This window comes from Massilia pseudoviolaceinigra (assembly GCF_030846505.1).
GTDB lineage: Bacteria > Pseudomonadota > Gammaproteobacteria > Burkholderiales > Burkholderiaceae_D > Telluria_A > Telluria_A violaceinigra.
Map to the genome: position 1 here is coordinate 19,822 of NZ_JAVCWL010000047.1, position 18,222 is coordinate 38,043.

An 18,222-nucleotide genomic window follows, 5' to 3' on the forward strand; every position below is an offset into this window, starting at 1 on the left:
CCTATCATGCGCCCTTGCGTGGCGCGTGTCGAGATCCGGATGCCCGCCAATTTTTCCTGTCTGGAATAAGGACGTGTGCCCGGCACCCGCCCTTTCCCCGCGCCTGCTTAGCCGATCATGAACTCCACGGGCGCCACGCCCACCAGTGGCACCAGTGCCCCGGCAGCAGCCGCGCCAACCACGTTGTCGTCGCTCAGGCTGGTGGCGACGACATTCTGCAAGGTCATCAGCGTTTCCGCGCTCAATGGGCCGGCGGCGCCGTCGGCGTCGAAGCGCACCAGGGTCGCGCTACCGCTCTGCACGAACTGCAGCACGCCGGCGGGCGCCCCCAGGCCGCTCACATCGATGCGGTCGCCGAGCGTGCCGGCCGTGAAGTCCGTCACGGTCAGGCTGCCCAGGCGCCCTTCCCCGCGCAGCAGGTAGGTGTCGATGCCCGCGCCGCCGCTGGCGTTGACCGCCGTGTTCTCGCCCGCGCCGCGCGTGAAGATGATGGTGTCGGCTTCGTCGCCGCCGTACGCCACCACGCGCCCCGCCAGCGCCTGCTGCGTGCCGCGAATGTCGATGATATCGGTCCCGCGCCCGCCGAACAGGCCGCTGTAGCCGCTGCCCGTCACTTTGAGCAGGTCGTTGCCGTTGCCGCCGTTGAGCTGCGCATCGCCGCTGCCGCCGTCGAGGGTGTCGTCGCCCGCGCCGCCGTCGAGCACGTCGGCACCCGCGTCGGCATGCAACGCGTCGCTGCCGCTGCCGCCATTGACGACATCGTCGCCGGCGCCGCCGCGCAGGACATCGTTGCCGTCGCCGCCAGTCAGGTCGTCATTGCCGGCGCCGCCGTCGAGGCTATCGTCGCCGATGCCGGCGCGCAGGATGTCGGCGCCGTCGCCGCCGCCCAGCGTGTCGTTGCCCGCGCCGCCGTCCAGCGTGTCCTCGCCCAGGCCGCCCTGCAGCAGGTCGAGGCCGTTCGCGCCCTGAAGCACATCGTGATCGGCGCCGCCGTCGAGCGCGTCGTTGCCCTCGCCGCCCAGCAGGGTGTCGGCGCCGCCCTCGCCCAGCAGCTTGTCGTTGTCGTCCTCGCCTTCCAGCAGGTCGTTCCCCGCGCCGCCGGCCAGCGTATCGTTATGACGGTCGCCCCTGAGCACATCGTTGCCCTGGAAACCGTTCAGCATGTCGTCGCCCTGCCCACCGTCGAGCACATCGTTGCTGCGCCCGCCGTCGATGATTTCGTCGTAGTGCAGGCCGTCCAGCTTGATGCCCACCTCGGAGCCATCCGGATTCATGCCGCCCGCCACATGGTTGGCGCTGAGCTGGGATGGCAGGATGTTGCCGAGGGTGAGAATGGTGCGGAAGCTGGCGGCGCTGCCGGCGGCGCCGTCCTCGTCGAGCTGGAACACGGTATCGTTGCCGCTCTGGAGCACGCGCAGGTAGCCGAGCGCGCCGAACGGATTGCTGACGTAGTTGGCGGCCACCTGCGGCACCAGCGCGTCGAGGTCGATCACGTCGTTGCGGTAGCCGAGATGGAAGTCGCCGATGACCACGCGCTCGGCGTGCGCCCCGGGCGCGAACACAAAGGTGTCCAGGCTCTCGCCGCCGCTCGCCAGCACGCTTTGCGTGGCCAGTCCGGCGCCGAAGGTCAGGATGTCGTCGCCCCAGCCGCCGGACATGACGACGGTGCCGTCCGCGGCGCTGCCCTTGAGCTCGGCTGTCAGCTGGTCGTCGCCGCCGCCGCCGGCCAGCGTATCGTTGGCGCCGCCGGTCAGGGTGTCGTCGCCGTCGCCGCCGTCGACCTTGTCGCTGCCGCTGCCGGTGGCGACGATGGTGTCGGTGCCGAAGCCGCCGTTCAGCACGTTGTTGCCCTCGGCATCGGTGAGGATATCGTTATCCTGGTCGCCGCTCAGGTGGTCGTCGCCGGCCCCGCCGGTCAGGGTGTCGTTGCCGTTGCCGCCGGAAACGGTGTCGTTGCCGTCGTCGCCGCCGGCCACGTCGTCGCCCGCGGCGCCGTAGACGCTGTCGTTGCCGGCGCCGCCGCCGAGCAGGTCGCCGGCGCCGCTCTCATCGCCCCCTTCGACCAGATCGTTGCCGCCGCCGCCGAGCAGCGTGTCGCTGCCGCCCAGGCCGATGAGGTGCTCGGCCCGCGTATCGCCGCTGATGCTGTCGGCGCCGTCGGTGCCGGTCAGCACGCGGCTGAAAAAGGCGGCCGACGGATCGTAGCCCAGCTTGAAACTGGCGCTGGTCAGGCTGGTGGCCGTCACGTTGCGCAAGGTCATCACGTCGTGCATGGTGTAGGTGCTGCCGGCCACGCCGTCGGCGTCGTAGCCGATCACGGTGTCCAGGCCGCGCTGGGTCAGGCTCAGGTAGCGGTCGGCGCCGAACGGGTTGCCGCTGTAGTCGCTCGCGACGTTCAGCATGTACAGGTCGATCAGGTCGCCGCCTGCGCCGATCGAAAAATCGGTGACGACCACGTCCGACGCGTCGGCCGCGCTCGAGTACATGAAAAGGTAAAAGGTGTCGCGCCCGCTGCCGCCGGTCGCGTTCAGCCTGACATCCGGTCCGCCCGGGGAAATCGAAAACAGGTCGTCGCCGGCGCCGCCCGACAGCGTCATGCCGCCCCACTTTTTGGTGCCGTAACTGTTGTCGATACGCAGGAGATCATTGCCGTCGCCGCCGTCCAGAACATTGTCGCCGCCCGATTCGACCGTGAGCGTGTCGTGGCCAGCGCCGCCGATCATGATATTGCTGCCCTCGCCGCCCCCCATGTGGTCGTCGCCGATGCCGCCCTCGATCCGGTCGTCGCCCGCTTCGCCGAACAGCATGTCGGCGCCGTCGCCGCCGAGCAGGGTATCGTTGCCGGCCCCGGACTGGATGGTGTCGCTGCCGCCGTTGCCTTCGTAGCGGTCGTTCAGGCCGGAACCGTAGAGATCGTCGTCGCGGCCGTCGCCGATGAGGGTTTCACCCTCGTCGAAATAGGCGGGCAAGACATTGCCGGTCCAGATGTTGTCGGCCGTGACCGACTGCGCCGCCACGCCTTCGAGCCGCAGCACGCTCTTGAAGGCCGCCGCGCTGCCCTGGGCGCCGTCGGCATCGAACTGGAGCACCGTGTCGGCGCCTTCCTGCACCAGTTTCAGGTAGCCGCGCTCGTTTGAAAACGGGTCGCCCAGCGACAGGTCGATGCCGGCCAGCAGATGGTGGACATCGATATGGTCGCCGTTCGCGCCGGCGGCGAAATCGGTCACCACGTAGCCGCTGCCGGTGCTGTCGCGTTCGAGCAGGTATACGTCGCGCCCGGCGCCGCCGGTCACGCGGGCCTTGCCGCCCTGGTTCTGGAAGGCGATGCTGAACAGGTCGCTGCCATCGCCGCCGTCGGCCAGCGCCGTGGCGGCGGCCTCGCCCACGCGCGCGCGGATGGTGATGCGGTCGGCGCCGGCGCCGCCGAGGTAGGTATCCTGGCCGTCGCCGCTCAGGAAGTCGCCGTCGGCGCCGCCATCGAGCACGCTGTTGCCGCCGCCTTCGGACAGCAGCCGGTCGAAGCCGGCGCCGCCCTGCATCAGGTTATTGCCTTCGTAATCGAACTGCGTATCGTGGCCGCTACCGCCTTGCAGGGTATCGTTGCCCAGTTCGCCCTTGAGGGTATCGTTGCCGGCGCCGCCGTTCTGCAGGTCATGGCCGGCGTTGCCGGTCAACGCGTCGTTGGCCCTGCCCCCGTTGATGGTGTCGTTGCCGTCGCCACCATACATGGCATCCCCGCCCGCGCGCGCGCCGTCGTCGGGGTCGCCACTCTCGATGAGGTCGTCGCCGCCGGCGCCGAACATCTTGTCCTCGCCGCCGTTGCCCGAGATGGTGTCGTTGAGCTCGGCGCCCCACAGCGATTCATTGCCGCCTGAACCCTGCAGGTTCTCGCCCACGCCGGCCAGCATGGCGTCAGTTGCCGCCTGCTGGGAGGTTGGGGTCGTGTGATCGGCGTTGCGGTGCTTGTCGGCGCTGGAGATGGTCATGTCGGTCCCGGGAATGATGGTCGGTTGAATTGCCAGGGAATATGCTCATCACATAAACCAACTGGCAACGTTTTCAACCTAGATCATGCCCGTGCACGATAGGGATGTACAGAAGGTAAAATTAAACAATATGTAACAATATATGACAACGGCGGCAACAGCGCTTAACACCGCGCCGCCGCTGTCATTACAGCAGGCTTAACCGATGAAGGCTGCGCCGTCTGCCGTGCCGTCCGTCACGCCGACCAGTTCCAGCGGTACCACGGCCGTGGCGGTCGGCGTCTCGGTGTAGACAATATGGGCTTTCACGCTCGCCGGCGTGATGTTCTCCAGGGTCGCCAGCACGTAGCCCGTGTCGGCGCCCGCCTTGCCATCACGGTCGAGCGCGATCACGGTCGAGGTGCCGTTCTTGACCAAGAGCAGCACGCCGGCGGCGTACGGGTCGGTGGCCCGCATCGCGGCGGTGAACAGGTCGCTGACATCGACGCGGTCGCCGCCCGCGCCGACCATGAAATCCTTGATCGTCAGCGTACCCAGGCGGCCGGCGCCGCTCAGTTCATACGTATCGACGCCCTCGCCGCCGGTGGCGGTGATGGCGGTGTTGCCGGTATTGCGCACGACCTTGATGGTGTCGTCGCCAAGCCCGCCGCTGGCCACCACGCGCCACGGCATGGGAGACAGTTCCGAATCGATCTGCAGCACGTCGCGCCCGCTGCCGCCGAACAGGCCGTGGTTGCCGCTGCCCTGGACCCGCAGCATGTCGTCGCCGCTGCCGCCATTGATCTGCATGTCGCCATTGGCGCCATGCACGGTATCGTTGCCGGCGCCGCCGTCGGCCACATGGTCGCCGCCATTCATCGTGACATCGTCGTTGCCGTTGCCGCCGGAAAGGTTGTCCTTGCCGCCAGCGGCGTGGAGCACATCGTCGCCGTCGCCGCCGTACAACTGGTCGTCGCCGCTGGTGTCGCTCAGGCGGTCGTTGCCGGTGCCGCCAAGCAGCACGTCATCGCCGTTGCCGCCAGTGATCGTGTCGTCGCCGGCGCCGCCATCGGCGCGGTCGACGCCGACGCCGCCGTCCAGGTAATCGTTGCCGTCGTCGCCCCGCAGAAGATCGTCGCCGCCCTTGCCGTACAGGGTGTCCTGGCCGGCGGCGCCGGCGATGGTGTCGGCGCTCCCGCCGCCGGACAGTTTGTCGTCGGCGCTGGTACCCGTGAGCACCAGCGGGGGCAGCGCACCGTCCGGATCGAGGCCACGGGCAAAATTGTGCGCGCTAACCTGGTTCGCCTGTACGTCCTTGAGGGTGGCGACGGTGCGGAAGTCGAAGCCGCCGCCGACGCCGTCCCCATCCCACTGGAACAGGGTGTCGGCACCGCTCTGCACCAGACGCAGGTAGCCTGCGAGGAACGGGTCGGCTGTACCTGGCGGCACGTAGACCAGATCGAAATCGAGGACATCGCCGCCAGCGCCGGCCTGGAAATCGGTCACGCTCACCTGTTGCCGATGCCCGCCACCGTCAAAAGCGATGGTGTCGCGCCCATTGCCGCCGGTTACCCGGTACTTGTCCTGCGGCGCGCCCGGGCTGAACTTGATCATGTCGTCGCCGTCGCCGCCCAGCACGATGGTGTCGGCGACGCCTTTCTCGAACCGCAACTCGATGAGATCGTTGCCGCTGCCGCCGTCGAGCGTATCTTTGCCGCTGCCGCCAGTCAGTGTATCGGCGCCGCTGCCGCCCTCCATCAGGTCGGTGCCCGGGAACAATGCGCTCAGCTTGTCGTTGCCCGCGCCCCCACGCAGAATATTGTCGCCGCCGAAAAAGGTGCTCCCGTATCTGCCCCAGTCGTAGTCCGACAAGACGTCGTCGCCGTCGCCGCCATCGAGGGTATCGTTGCCTTCGTCGCCGTCGAGATAATCGTCACCGGCGCCGCCGGAGAGCGCGTCATGCTGGTCGCCACCATACAACCCGTCGTTGCCGTCGCCGCCGTCCAGCGCATCGTTGCCGATCGCGCCGAACAGGTCGTCGTCGCCCCCGCCACCGAGCAGGGTATCGTTGCCATTGCCGCCGCTGAGCTCGTCTCCGGCGCCGATCTCATCGCCGCCGTCGAGAAGGTCGTCCTCCCAGCCGCCATAGAGGTAGTCTTGCATACTACCGCCGAGCAAGGTATCGTTGCCGTGCCCGCCGAACAGGGTGTCGCGGCCGTCGTCGCTGCGGATATAGTCGTTGCCGCCGAGGCCTTCGATCAGATCGTTGTGCGCGGTGCCGACGAGGGTGTCGTCGCCCTCGGTGCCGACAAGGTAGACAGGCTCATTGTTGGTGGATGGGATCGATTCAAACGTGACGCGCCTGGCATCGAGGGACGGGGATCGCGGTACGGGAATTGAGCGGAGCATATTATTCCTTGTGGTAAATGGATAAGGATACTGCCGTCCGTCGGACGGCAGTATCCAGTTTGAAATCATGGCGCCGCGCGGCAATCTGCCCATCCATTTTGAAAAAATGCAGCAGATTGCGCGCGCGCCACACGCCGATGTTTAGCCGAGCTGCATGTCGACCGATGCCAGACCGACCAGCTCAATCGCCGCTGCGGAAGTGGCCGGCGTCTCGGTGTAGACAATATGGGCTTTCACGCTCGCTGGCGTGGTGTTCTCCAGGGTCGCCAGCACGTAGCCCGTCTCGGGGCCCGCCTTGCCGTCACGGTCGAGCGTGATCACGGTCGAGCTGCCGTTCTTGACCAGGAGCAGCACGCCAGCCTCGTACGGGTCGGTGGCCCGCATCGCGGCAGTGAACAGATCGCTGACATCGAAGCGGTCGCCGCCCGCGCCGACCATGAAATCCTTGATCGTCAAGGTGCCCAGGCGTCCTGCGCCGCTCAATTCATAGGTATCGACGCCCTCGCCGCCGGTGGCGTTGACCTGGATGTGGGCGGCGTTGCGCACCAGCTTGATGGTGTCGTCGCCAGCCCCGCCGCCGGCCACCACACTGCTGGACGTGACGTACACGTCCGAGACAATGTTCAGCACGTCGCGCCCGCTGCCGCCGAACAGGCCGCTGTTGCCAGGGCCATAGTACGTCAGCAGGTCGTCGCCGCTGCCGCCGTTGAGCTGAATATTATAGCCATCCGTGGCAACCAAGGTGTCGTTGCCGGCGCCGCCGTCGGCCACCTGGATGCCGTAAGTCATCGTGAGCGTGTCGTTGCCGTTGCCGCCCGAATAGCTGCCGCCGCCGAAGCGCCCTTCCAGCACGTCGTCGCCGTCGCCGCCGTAGACCTGATTCTGATCTACCTGCAAGCCACCGTCGCTCAGATGGTCGTTGCCGGCGCCACCGAACAGCTCGTCGCTGCCGTTACCACCGACGATGGTATCGTGCCCGGTGCCGCCGTCGAGGCGGTCGGTGCCTTCGCCGCCGTTCATGGCATCGTTGCCGTCATCACCCCGCATGACATCGTTACCGCCGTTGCCTTCCAGGGTATCCTGGCCGGCGCCGCCGATGATGGTGTCGTCGATCTGGCTGCCGGCCAGCTTGTCGTTGCCGCTGGTGCCCGTCTGTACCATCGTGGTGGGCGAACCGTCCGGATTGAAGCCGAAGATGATATTTTGCGCGCCGATCTGGCTCGCCTGCACGTCCTTGAGGGTGGCCAGCGTACGGAAGCTGTATTCGGTGCCGGCGCCGCCGTCCCCATCGAACTGGTACAGGGTATCGGCGCCGCTCTGCACCAGGCGCAGGTAGCCGGCACTGCCGAACGGATTGCTGTTCTCTTTCTGCTCAAAGCGCGCGTCGAGCAGATCGCCGCCGGGGCCGGCCTGGAAATCGGTCACGATGACCTTCTCGTAACTATCCGCGGCGTCGGTGAAGACGATGGTGTCGCGCCCGCTGCCGCCGGTGACCAGGAAATTTTCCGCGGACATGCCCCCTGCGACCGCGATGGTGTCGTCGCCGTCACCGCCCAGCACGATCGTGTCGGAGACGAAGTCGTAGGTGTTATAGGTGCTCATGTCGAACCAGTCGTTGCCGCTGCCGCCGTCGAGCGTATCGCTGCCGTTGCCGCCGACCAGGGTGTCGTCGCCGCTGCCGCCATCGAGCAGGTCGCCGTACCTGCCATCGATCCTCAGCAAGTCGTTGCCGGCGCCGCCGTACACGGTATTTCTGCCGGCGTCGTAGTCGAGGTCGCCGCCGCCGGAGCCGTCGTTCAGGTCGTCGTCGCCGTCGCCGCCGTCAATCGTATCGTTGCCTTCCCCGCCGACGAGTGTATCGTTGCCGTTGCCGCCGTCCAGCAAGTCGGCTTCGCGCTCGCCGTACAGATTGTCGTCGCCAGCGCCGCCCTTCAGGGTGTCCTTGCCCAAGCCGCCGGCGATCCAGTCGCCGGCACCGGTTTCGTCGCCGCCCTCGATGTAGTCGTTACCGTAGCCGCCGTGCACGACGTCGCGTCCGCCGAGGCCGTAAATCTGATCGTCGGTACTGCTGCCCTCGAGGGTGTCGTTGCCCTCCGTGCCGGTCACGACGCTCAGGCCGTGCGGATCGATGTTGCCGTCGATGTGGGCCCTGGTCAGGCTGGCCGCATTCACGCCAGCGAGCACCAGCGCCGTCTCGAAGCCATAGGCGGTGCCGGCCGCGCCGTCGGCGTCGCGCTGGAGCAGCGTGTCCGCGCCTTGCTGCACCAAGCGCAGGATGCCCACCTTGCCGAAGGGATTGACGCCTTGCGGCACGGAAGAGGGGATCATGTAGTCCACGTTGACGCGGTCGCCCCCGGCACCGGTATCGAAGTCGGCGATGCTCAGACGCGGGCTGCCCTTCCCTTCCAGGGCGAACACATCGCTGCCGGCGTCGCCGTACAGGACGACGTTGGCCAGGGCATTTCGGTCGGCCCCTGAGACGTCGAGACGGTCATCGGCCGCGCCGCCATGGGCCACGGTCGTGACCGCCGTTGCCGCCGTGGATAAAACGACGTAGATCTTGTCATAGCCCTCGCCGCCATCAATGGTGTTGTTGCCGCTGGTTTCAAACAGGCGCACCTCATCGTTGCCTTGGCCGAGGAGGACGGTATTGCCGCCCTTGTACGCAGAAACCCTGTCGTCGCCATCGCCGCCATCGAGGAGATTGTTGCCCGTGCCCCCCCACAGCCAATCGTTGCCAGCGCCGCCGAGCACGGTGTCGTTGCTGCCGCTCGCCTCGATGGCGTCATCGCCGCCCAAGCCCTCGATCAGGTCAACCTCCTCGGTGCCGTACAGTTGGTCGTCGCCCTCGGTGCCGACGATGTGCACCGGCGCATCGGTGGCGGACGGGATCGATGCAGGCGAAACGCGCCTGGCGTCCAGCGATGAGGATGGCGCTACGGGAAAAAAGCGGGTCATGATATTCCTTGAGGTAGATGATGGAGGACACTGCCGTCCGTCGAACGGCAGTGTCCAGTTTGATATCGTGGCGCCACGCGCCGATGTTTAGCCGAGCTGCATGTCGACCGGTGCCAGGCCCACCAGTTCGACCGCCGCCGCGCCAGTGGCCGGCGTCTCGGTGTAGACAACATTGGCTTTCACGCTCGCCGGCGTGACGTTCTCCAGGGTCGCCAGCACGTAGCCCGTGTCGGCGCCCGCCTTGCCATCACGGTCGAGCGCGATCACGGTCGAGCTGCCGTTCTTGACCAGCAGCAGCACGCCGGCGGCGTACGGGTCGGTGGCCCGCATCGCGGCGGTGAACAGGTCGCTGACATCGAAGCGGTCGCCGCCCGCGCCGACCATGAAATCCTTGATCGTCAGCGTGCCCAGGCGTCCTGCGCCGCTCACTTCATAGGTATCGACGCCCTCGCCGCCGGTGGCGTTGACCTGGATGTGGGCGGCGTTGCGCACCAGCTTGATGGTATCGTCGCCAGCCCCGCCGCCGGCCACCACACTGCTGGACGTGACGTACACGTCCGAGACAATGTTCAGCACGTCGCGCCCGCTGCCGCCGAACAGGCCGCTGTTGCCAGGGCCGTAGTAGTTCAGCACGTCGTCGCCGCTGCCGCCGTTGAGCTGAATATTATTACCATCACTGGCGGTCAAGGTGTCGTTGCCGGCGCCGCCGTCGGCCACCTGGGCCCCGTAAGTCATCGTGAGCGTGTCGTTGCCGTTGCCGCCCGAATAGCTGCCGCCGCCGTAGCGGCCTTCCAGCACGTCGTCGCCGTCTCCGCCGTAGACCTGATCGTCGTCCGAGCCACCGTCGCTCAGATGGTCGTTGCCGGCGCCACCAAACAGCTCGTCGCCGTCGCTACCCCCGGCGATGGTATCGTTCCCGGCGCCACCTTCGAGGCGGTCGGTACCGTCGCCGCCTTTCATGGCATCGTTGCCGTCATCACCCCGCATGACATCGTTACCGCCGTTGCCTTCCAGGGTATCGTGGCCGGCGCCGCCGATGATGATGTCGTCGATCTGGCTGCCGACCAGCTTGTCGTTCCCGCTGGTGCCCGTCAGCACCACCGTGGTGGGCGAACCGTCCGGGTTGAAGCCGAAGGCGATATTCTGCGCGCCGATCTGGCTTGCCTGCACGCCCTCGAGGGTGGCCAGCGTACGGAAGCTGTATTCGGTGCCGGCGGCGCCGTCCTCATCGAACTGGTACAGGGTATCGGCGCCGCTCTGCACCAGGCGCAGGTAGCCGGCGCTGCCGTACGGATTGCCGGTCTCTTTCTGATCGAAACGCGCATCGAGCACGTCGCCGCCGGGGCCGGTCTGGAAATCGGTCACGACCACGTGCTCGTAGGTCCGGCCGGCCTCGATGAACGTGATGGTGTCGCGCCCGCTGCCGCCTGTGACCCGGAACGTTTCGTGGGAATAGCCTCCTTCGAACCCGATGGTGTCGTCGCCGTCACCGCCCAGCACGATCTTGTCGGAGATCCTCTCGTCATAATCGTTCAGGTAGAACACGTCGTTGCCGCTGCCGCCGTCGAGCGTATCGGCGCCGGTGCCGCCGTACAGGCTGTCGTCGCCGCTGCCGCCATCGAGCAGGTCGCCATACTTGCCATGGATATCGAGCACGTCGTTGCCGGCGCCGCCGCGCGCGATATTTGTGCCGCTGTCGTAGTCGATGTCGCTGCTGTAGCCGTCGCTCACGTTGTCGTCGCCGTCGCCGCCGTCGAGCGTATCGTCGCCTTCCCCGCCGACGAGCGAATCGTTGCCGCTGCCGCCTTCCAGCAAGTCCTTCTCGCGCATGCCGTACAGCGTGTCGTCGCCGCCGCCGCCCTTCAGGGTGTCACCGTCCAAGCCGCCGTCGATCCAGTCGCCGGCACCGATTTCATCGCCACCCTCGATGTAGTCGCGCCCCCTGCCGCCGTGCACGACATCGCGTCCGCCGAGGCTGTAAATCTGATCGTCGGTACTGCTGCCCTCGAGGGTGTCGTTGCCCACCGTGCCGGTCAGCTCGCTCACGCCGTTCGGATCGAAGTTGCCGTCGATGTGAGCCCTGGTCAGGCTGGCCACATTCACGCCGGCGAGCACCATCGCCGTCACGAAGCCATGTGCCATGCCGGCCGCGCCGTCGGCGTCGCGCTGGAGCAGTGCGTCGGCGCCTTGCTGGACAAAGCGCAGGATGCCCACCTTGCCGAAGGGATTGGCCGATTGCGTCGGGTAGCCGGTGATCATGTAGTCCACGTTGAGGCGGTCGCCCCCGGCACCGATATCGAAGTCGGCGACCGTCAGGTTCGGGCTACCCCGATCGGCCACGGAGAACACATCGCTGCCGGCGTCGCCGTAAAAGACGATGTTGGCCAGGCCAGTTGAGCCGGGCCCCGAGACTTCGAGAATGTCATTGCCGGTGCCGCCATGGGCCACGGTGGTGACCGCCGTGTCTGCCCGGGATAAACTGATGTAGATCTTGTCATCGCCCTCGCCGCCATCAAGGGTGTTGTTGCCGCTGGTTTCAAACAGGCGCATGCCATCGTTGCCTCGGCCGAGGATGACGGTATTGCCGCCCTTATACGCAGAGATCCAGTCGTCGCCATCGCCGGCATCGAGGAGATTATTGCCCGTGCCCCCCCACAGCCAATCGTTGCCAGCGCCGCCGAGCACGGTGTCGTTGCTGCCGCTTGCACTGATGGCGTCATCGCCGCCCAAGCCCTCGATCAGGTCAACCTCCTCGGTGCCGGACAGTTCGTCGTCGCCCTCGGTGCCGACGATGTGGACCGGCACATCGGTGGCGGCCGGGATCGATGCCGGCGCGACGCGCCTGGCGTCAAGCGATGAGGATGGCGCTACGGGAAAAAAGCGGGTCATGACATTCCTTAAGGTGGATGATGGAGGACACTGTCGTCCCTCGGACGGCAGTTTTCAGTTTGCTATCATGGCGCCGCGCGGCAATCTTGTCCATAAATCCACCTTAGACAAAATGTAACAGATTGCGCGCGCGCCACGCGCCGATGTTTAGCCGAGCTGCATGTCGGCCGGAGCCAGGCCCACCAGTTCGAGCGCCGCCGCGGGGCTGGCCGCCGGCTCGGTATAGACAATATGGGCTTTCAGGCTGGCCGGCGTGGCGTTCTCCACGGTCGCCAGCACGTAGGCCGTATCGGCGCCCGCTTTGCCGTCACGGTCGAGCACGATCAGGGTCGAGGCGCCGCGCTTGACCAGCAGCAGCACGCCGGCCTCGTACGGGTCGCCGGCCCGCATCGATGCGCTGAACAGGTCGCTGACATCGAAGCGGTCGCCGCCCGCGCCGACCATGAAATCCTTGATCGTCAGGCTCCCCAGGCGTCCTTCGCCGCTCAGTTCATAGGTATCGACGCCCTCGCCGCCGGTGGCGGTGATCTCGGTATTGCCGGTGTAGCGCACCACCTTGATGGTGTCGTCGCCCAGCCCGCCGCCGGCGACCACGCGCGCCGGCGTGGCCGACAGTTCGGAGGCGATGCTCAGCTCGTCGCGCCCGCTGCCGCCGAACACGCCGCTGTTGCCGGTGCCGTAGACCGACAGCTTGTCGTCGCCGGCCCCGCCGTTGATCTGCATGTCGCCATTGCCGGCATACACGGTATCGTTGCCGGCGCCGCCGTCGGCCACATGGTCGCCGCCATACATCGTGACATCGTCGTGGCCGTTGCCGCCGGCAAGGATGGCCTTGCCGTAAGCGGCGTAAAACACATCGTCGCCGTCGCCGCCATACAACTGATTGTCCCCGCCGGCGTCGCTCAGGCGGTCGTTGCCGGCGCCGCCAAGCAGTACGTCATCGTTGTCGCCGCCGCTGATCGTGTCGTCGCCGGCGCCGCCATCGACGCGGTCCACGCCAGCGCCGCCGTCCAGGTAATCGTTGCCGTCGTCGCCCCGCAGCAGATCGTCGCCGCCGTTGCCTTGCAGGGTGTCATGGCCGGCCGCGCCGATGATGGTGTCGGCATTCGCGCCGCCGAACAGCCTGTCGTCGCCGCTGGTGCCGGTCAGCCCGCTCGGCGAGCCGTCCGGATTGATGCCATGGGTAAAATTATCCGTGTTGAGCTGGCCCGCCTGCACGCCCTTCAGGGTGGCCATGGTCCGAAAGCCGTACGCTGTACCGGCGGCGCCGTCCCGGTCGAACTGGAACAGGGTATCGAGACCGCTCTGCACCAGGCGCATGTAGCCGGCGCTGCCGAACGGGTTGCCGGCTTCCTGCTGGGTGTAGTCCATCATGAGCACGTCGCCGCCGGCGCCGGCCTGGAAGTCGGTGACGGTGATCTGTTCTTCATGCCAGCCGCCGCGGAAGGAGATGGTGTCGCGGCCGCTGCCGCCGGTCACCTGGTACTTTTCCTGGGACCAGCCCGCATGGACGTCGACGGTATCGTCGCCGTCGCCGCCCAGCACGATGGCCGCGCCAACACCTTCCTGGACCAGCAGCGCGATGACATCGTTGCCGCTGCCGCCGTCGAGCGTATCCTTGCCGCTGCCGCCGGTCAGGCTGTCGTTGCCGCTGCCCCCCTCGATCAGGTCGCTGCCGTCGCGCATGGCGCTCAGTGTGTCGTTGCCGGCCCCGCCGCGCAGGATATTGTTGCCGCTGTAGTAGTAGCCGCCGTCGAAGACGTAGGCCCAGTCGGTCACCAGGTCGTCGCCGTCGCCGCCGTCGAGGATATCGTCGCCCTGCGCGCCGTTGAGGTCGTCGTTGCCGGCGCCGCCGGACAGCGTGTCGCTGTGCTCGCCGCCGTTGAGGGAATCGTTGCCGTTGCCGCCGTCGAGCAGGTCGTTGCCCGCGATGCCGAACAGGGAATCGTTGCCATCGCCGCCGAGCACGGTGTCGCTGCCATCGCCGGCGTCGAGCCAGTCGCCCACGCCGTATTCGTCGCCGCCATCGAGATAGTCGTTGCCGTCGAAACCGCGCAAGACGTCGCTGCCGCTCAGCCCGTACAAATGATCGTTGCGCTCGCCGCCATTGAGGGTATCGTTGCCCGCCGTGCCCGTCAGGACCGGGCCTTCGATGACGCCGGTCGGGTCGATGTCGCCTTCGATATTGGCGTTCGTCAGGCTGGCCGCATTCACCCCGCTCAAGGTCAGGACCGTCTCGAAGCCATATTGGGTGCCGGCCGCGCCATCGTAGTCTTGCTGCAGCAGCGTGTCGGCGCCTTGCTGGAGGAAACGCAGCACGCCGGCCTTGCCGAAGGGGTTGTAGCCTGGCACGCCGGGCGTCAGGTAGTCCACGTCGAGGCGGTCGCCACCGTCGCCTGCGACGAAGCCGGCGAGGGTCACGTTCGCTCTGCCCGAGAGGACGAACAGATCGCTGCCGCCGTCGCCGTAGGCGAGCACCGTCGCCGCCGGAGCGGAGTACATGTGCAGTTCGATCACGTCGTCGCCCTCGCCACCGTGGAGCACGGTCTTGCTGGGCGTTTCGCTCCAGGTGAACGAGACGGTGATCCTGTCGTTGCCCTCGCCGCCGTCAACGCTGTTGTTGCTGGCGGCGGTTTGAACCCCGATGTCGTCGTTGCCGTTGCCGCCGAGAACGGTACTGTCGCCGCTGTACGGACTGAGCACGTCGTCGCCGTCGCCGCCATCGAGGACATTGATGCCGGAGCCGCCAAGCAGGGTATCGTTGCCGGCGCCGCCGAGCATGGTGTCGCTGCCGTAGTCGCTGCGTATATAGTCGTTGCCGCCGAGGCCATCGATCAGTTCGTCGGCGGCGGTGCCGTTCAGGGTGTCGTTGCCCTCGGTGCCGGTGATCTTGACCGGCACGGCGGCGGTCGGGATGGCGTCGGCGGCGAAGCGCCTGGCTTGAGGCGATGGAAACGAGGGTGCGGGCACGGTACGGGTCATGACATTCCTTGGGCGTGATGGAAGTAGGCACTGGCGGCCGGCGGACGGCAGTGTTCAACTTCTCATCATGCCAAGGTGCGGCAATCTTGTCGATATGCACACCTTGGATGAAATGTAACAATTTCTGCGCGCGCCACGCGCCGCTGTCTAGCCGAGGTGCGTCTCGAGCGGCGCCAGGCCCACCAGTTCGACCGCCGCCCCGGCAATGGCCGGCGGCTCGGTGTAGACAATATGGGCTTTCAGGCTGGCCGGCGTGACGTTCTCCACGGTCGCCAGCACGTAGCCCGTATCGGCGCCCGCCTTGCCGTCACGGTCGAGCGCGATCACGGTCGAGGTGCCGTTCTTGACCAAGAGCAGCACGCCGGCGGCGTACGGATCGCTGGCCCGCATCGCGGCGCTGAACAGGTCGCTGACATCGAAGCGGTCGCCGCCAGGCCCCACCACGAAGTCCTTGATCGTCAGCGTACCCAGGCGGCCGGCGCCACTGAGTTCATAGGTATCGACCCCCTCGCCGCCGGTGGCGGTAATGGCGGTATTGCCGGTATTGCGCACGAGCTTGATGATGTCGTCGCCAAGCCCGCCGCCGGCCACCACGCGCCACGGCGTGGCGGACAGTTCCGAATCGATGTGCAGCACGTCGCGCCCGCTGCCGCCGAACAGGCCGCTGTTGCCGGTGCCCTGGACCCGCAGCATGTCGTCGCCGCTCCCGCCATTGATCTGCATGTCGCCATTGGCGCCATGCACGGTATCGTTGCCGGCGCCGCCGTCGGCCACATTGTCGCCGCCATTCATGTTGATCGTGTCGTTGCCGTTGCCACCGGACAGCAGGTCCTTGCCGTAGCCGGCCCTCAGCACATCGTCGCCGTCGCCGCCATGAAGCTGGTCGTTCCCGCTGCTGTCGGTCAGGCGGTCGTTGCCCGCGCCGCCCAGCAGCACGTCGTCGCCGATATCGCCGTCCGCCCAGTCGTCACCGGCGCCGCCCTCGACGCGGTCGGCGCCCGCTCCGCCGTACAGGTCATCGTTGCCATCGTCGCCCTGCAGCAAGTCGTCGCCGCCGTTGCCGTGCAGCGTGTCCTGGCCGGCGGCGCCGGTGATGGTGTCGGCGTTCGCACCGCCCCACAGCTTGTCGTCAGCGCTGGTGCCGGTCAGCGATCCCGGCGAGCCGTCCGGATTGATGCCATGGGTAAAATTGGCCACGGTCAGCTGGCTCGCCTGCACGCCCTTGAGGATGGCCGTGGTCCGCAAGGCGTAGGCTGTGCCGGCGGCGCCATCCCGGTCGAACTGGAACAAGGTATCAAGACCGCTCTGCACCAGGCGCATGTAGCCGGCGCTGCCGAACGGGTTGCCCGCTTCCAGCTGGATGTAGTCGATCTCCAGCACGTCGCCGCCGGCGCCGGCCTGGAAGTCGGTCACGGTCACCAGTTCCTGATGCCAGCCGCTGAGGAAGGAGATGGTATCGCGCCCGCTGCCGCCGCTCAGCTGGTACTTGTCCCGCCACCCGCCCTGAAAGAACTTGAAGGTGTCGTCGCCATCGCCGCCCAGCAAGCTGGCGTCGGCGTCGCCGTGCTGGACCAGCAGCTCGAAGACATCGTTGCCGCTGCCGCCGTCGAGCGTATCGGCGCCGCTGCCGCCGGACAGGGCGTCGTCGCCAATGCCGCCCTCGAGCAGGTCGCTGCCCCAGTACATGGCGCTCAATTGGTCGTTGCCGGCGCCGCCGCGCAGAATATTGTCGCCGCTGTAAAAAGCGCTGTTATCCCCGGCGTAGTCGGTCAGGACGTCGTCGCCGTCGCCGCCATCGATGGTATCGTTGCCTCCCTCGCCGTTGAGGTCGTCGTTACCGGCGCCGCCGGACAGCGTGTCGCTGTGGTCGCCGCCTTTCAGGGAGTCGTTGCCGTTGCCGCCGTCCAGCAGGTCGCTGCCGATCATGCCGGACAGGAAGTCGTCGCCCTCGCCACCGAGCAAGGTGTCGTTGCCGTAGCCGCCGTCGAGCCAGTCGCCGGCGCCGCTCTCATCGCCGCCATCGATCAGGTCGTCGCCGTCGGCGCCGCGCAGCACATCGCGTCCGCCCAGCCCGTACATGCTGTCATTGCGCTTGCCGCCATCGAGGGTGTCGTTGCCGGCCGTGCCCGTCAGGACCGGCCCTTCGATCACGCCGGTCGGATCAATGTCGCCATCGATATTGGCGCTCGTCAGGCTGGCCGCGTTCACCCCGGCCAGCACCAGCGCCGTCTCGAAGCCATACGCGGTGCCGGCCGCGCCATCATCGTCCTGCTGGAGCAGCGTGTCGGCGCCTTGCTGGATGAAGCGCAGCATTCCGGCCTTGCCGAAAGGATTGAAGCCCGACGGGGTGGGCATCATGGAGTCCACGTTGAGGCGGTCGCCACCGGTGCCGCTGACAAAGTCGGCGATCGTCACATTCCCGCTGCCCGACAGGGCGAACAGATCGCTGCCGCCGTCGCCGTAGGCGAGCACCGTCGCCGCGGGAGCGGGCGACATGTACAGTTCGATCAGATCGTCGCCCGCGCCGCCATGGAGCACGGTCATGTTGGGCGTCTCGCCCCAGGTGAACGAGACGCGGATCGTGTCGTTGCCCTCGCCGCCGTCGACGCTGTTGCTGCTGCCGGCGGTTTGAACGCGGATGCGGTCCGCGCCCTGGCCGCCGAGTACGGTGCTGTTGCCACTGTACGGAGCGAGCACGTCGTCGCCATCGCCGCCCTCGAGGACATTGCTCCCGGTGCCGCCAAGCAAGGTATCGTTGCCGGCGCCGCCAAACATGGTGTCGCTGCCGTAGTCGCTGCGGATATAGTCGTTGCCGCCGAGGCCATCGATCAGTTCGTCGGCGGCGCTGCCGTCGAGGGTGTCGTCGCCCTCGGTGCCGGTGATCTTGACGGGTTCGGCGGCGGCGCTGCCGGTGGACGGGATGGCTTCGGAAGCGAAGCGCCGGGCCTCAGGCGATGGGAACAACGGTGCGGACACGGTACGGGTCATGACATTCCTTGGGCGTGATGGAAGAAGGCAC

6 protein-coding genes are annotated in these 18,222 nt (G+C 67.2%); all 6 read right to left on the minus strand.

What is annotated here, in order from left to right; genetic code table 11:
- Nucleotides 1-107 precede the first annotated feature (107 nt).
- The 6 genes from RBA40_RS30720 to RBA40_RS30745 all read right to left on the minus strand — a co-directional run bounded on the left by RBA40_RS30720 (nucleotide 108) and on the right by RBA40_RS30745 (nucleotide 18,191).
- On the minus strand, nucleotides 108-3,986 hold the full coding sequence (locus RBA40_RS30720) for a calcium-binding protein (protein WP_306652456.1): 3,879 nt from the start codon (nucleotides 3,984-3,986) through the stop codon (nucleotides 108-110).
- A 198-nt stretch (nucleotides 3,987-4,184) separates the two neighbouring features.
- Nucleotides 4,185-6,374: a calcium-binding protein gene (locus RBA40_RS30725; protein WP_306652458.1), complete on the minus strand. Its 2,190-nt coding sequence runs from the start codon at nucleotides 6,372-6,374 to the stop codon at nucleotides 4,185-4,187.
- A gap of 141 nt (nucleotides 6,375-6,515) precedes the next feature.
- Nucleotides 6,516-9,332, minus strand: coding sequence for a calcium-binding protein (locus RBA40_RS30730; protein WP_306652460.1), 2,817 nt, complete (start codon nucleotides 9,330-9,332; stop codon nucleotides 6,516-6,518).
- 87 nt (nucleotides 9,333-9,419) lie between these two features.
- Nucleotides 9,420-12,221, minus strand: coding sequence for a calcium-binding protein (locus tag RBA40_RS30735; protein ID WP_306652462.1), 2,802 nt, complete (start codon nucleotides 12,219-12,221; stop codon nucleotides 9,420-9,422).
- A 147-nt stretch (nucleotides 12,222-12,368) separates the two neighbouring features.
- The gene (locus tag RBA40_RS30740) at nucleotides 12,369-15,203 is read right to left on the minus strand and encodes a calcium-binding protein (protein WP_306652464.1); all 2,835 of its coding nucleotides are present in this window, start codon (nucleotides 15,201-15,203) and stop codon (nucleotides 12,369-12,371) included.
- Nucleotides 15,204-15,350: 147 nt separating this feature from the next.
- A complete protein-coding gene (locus RBA40_RS30745) occupies nucleotides 15,351-18,191 on the minus strand; it encodes a calcium-binding protein (protein WP_306652466.1) in 2,841 nt (946 codons plus the stop codon).
- Between the last annotated feature and the right edge of the window lie 31 nt (nucleotides 18,192-18,222).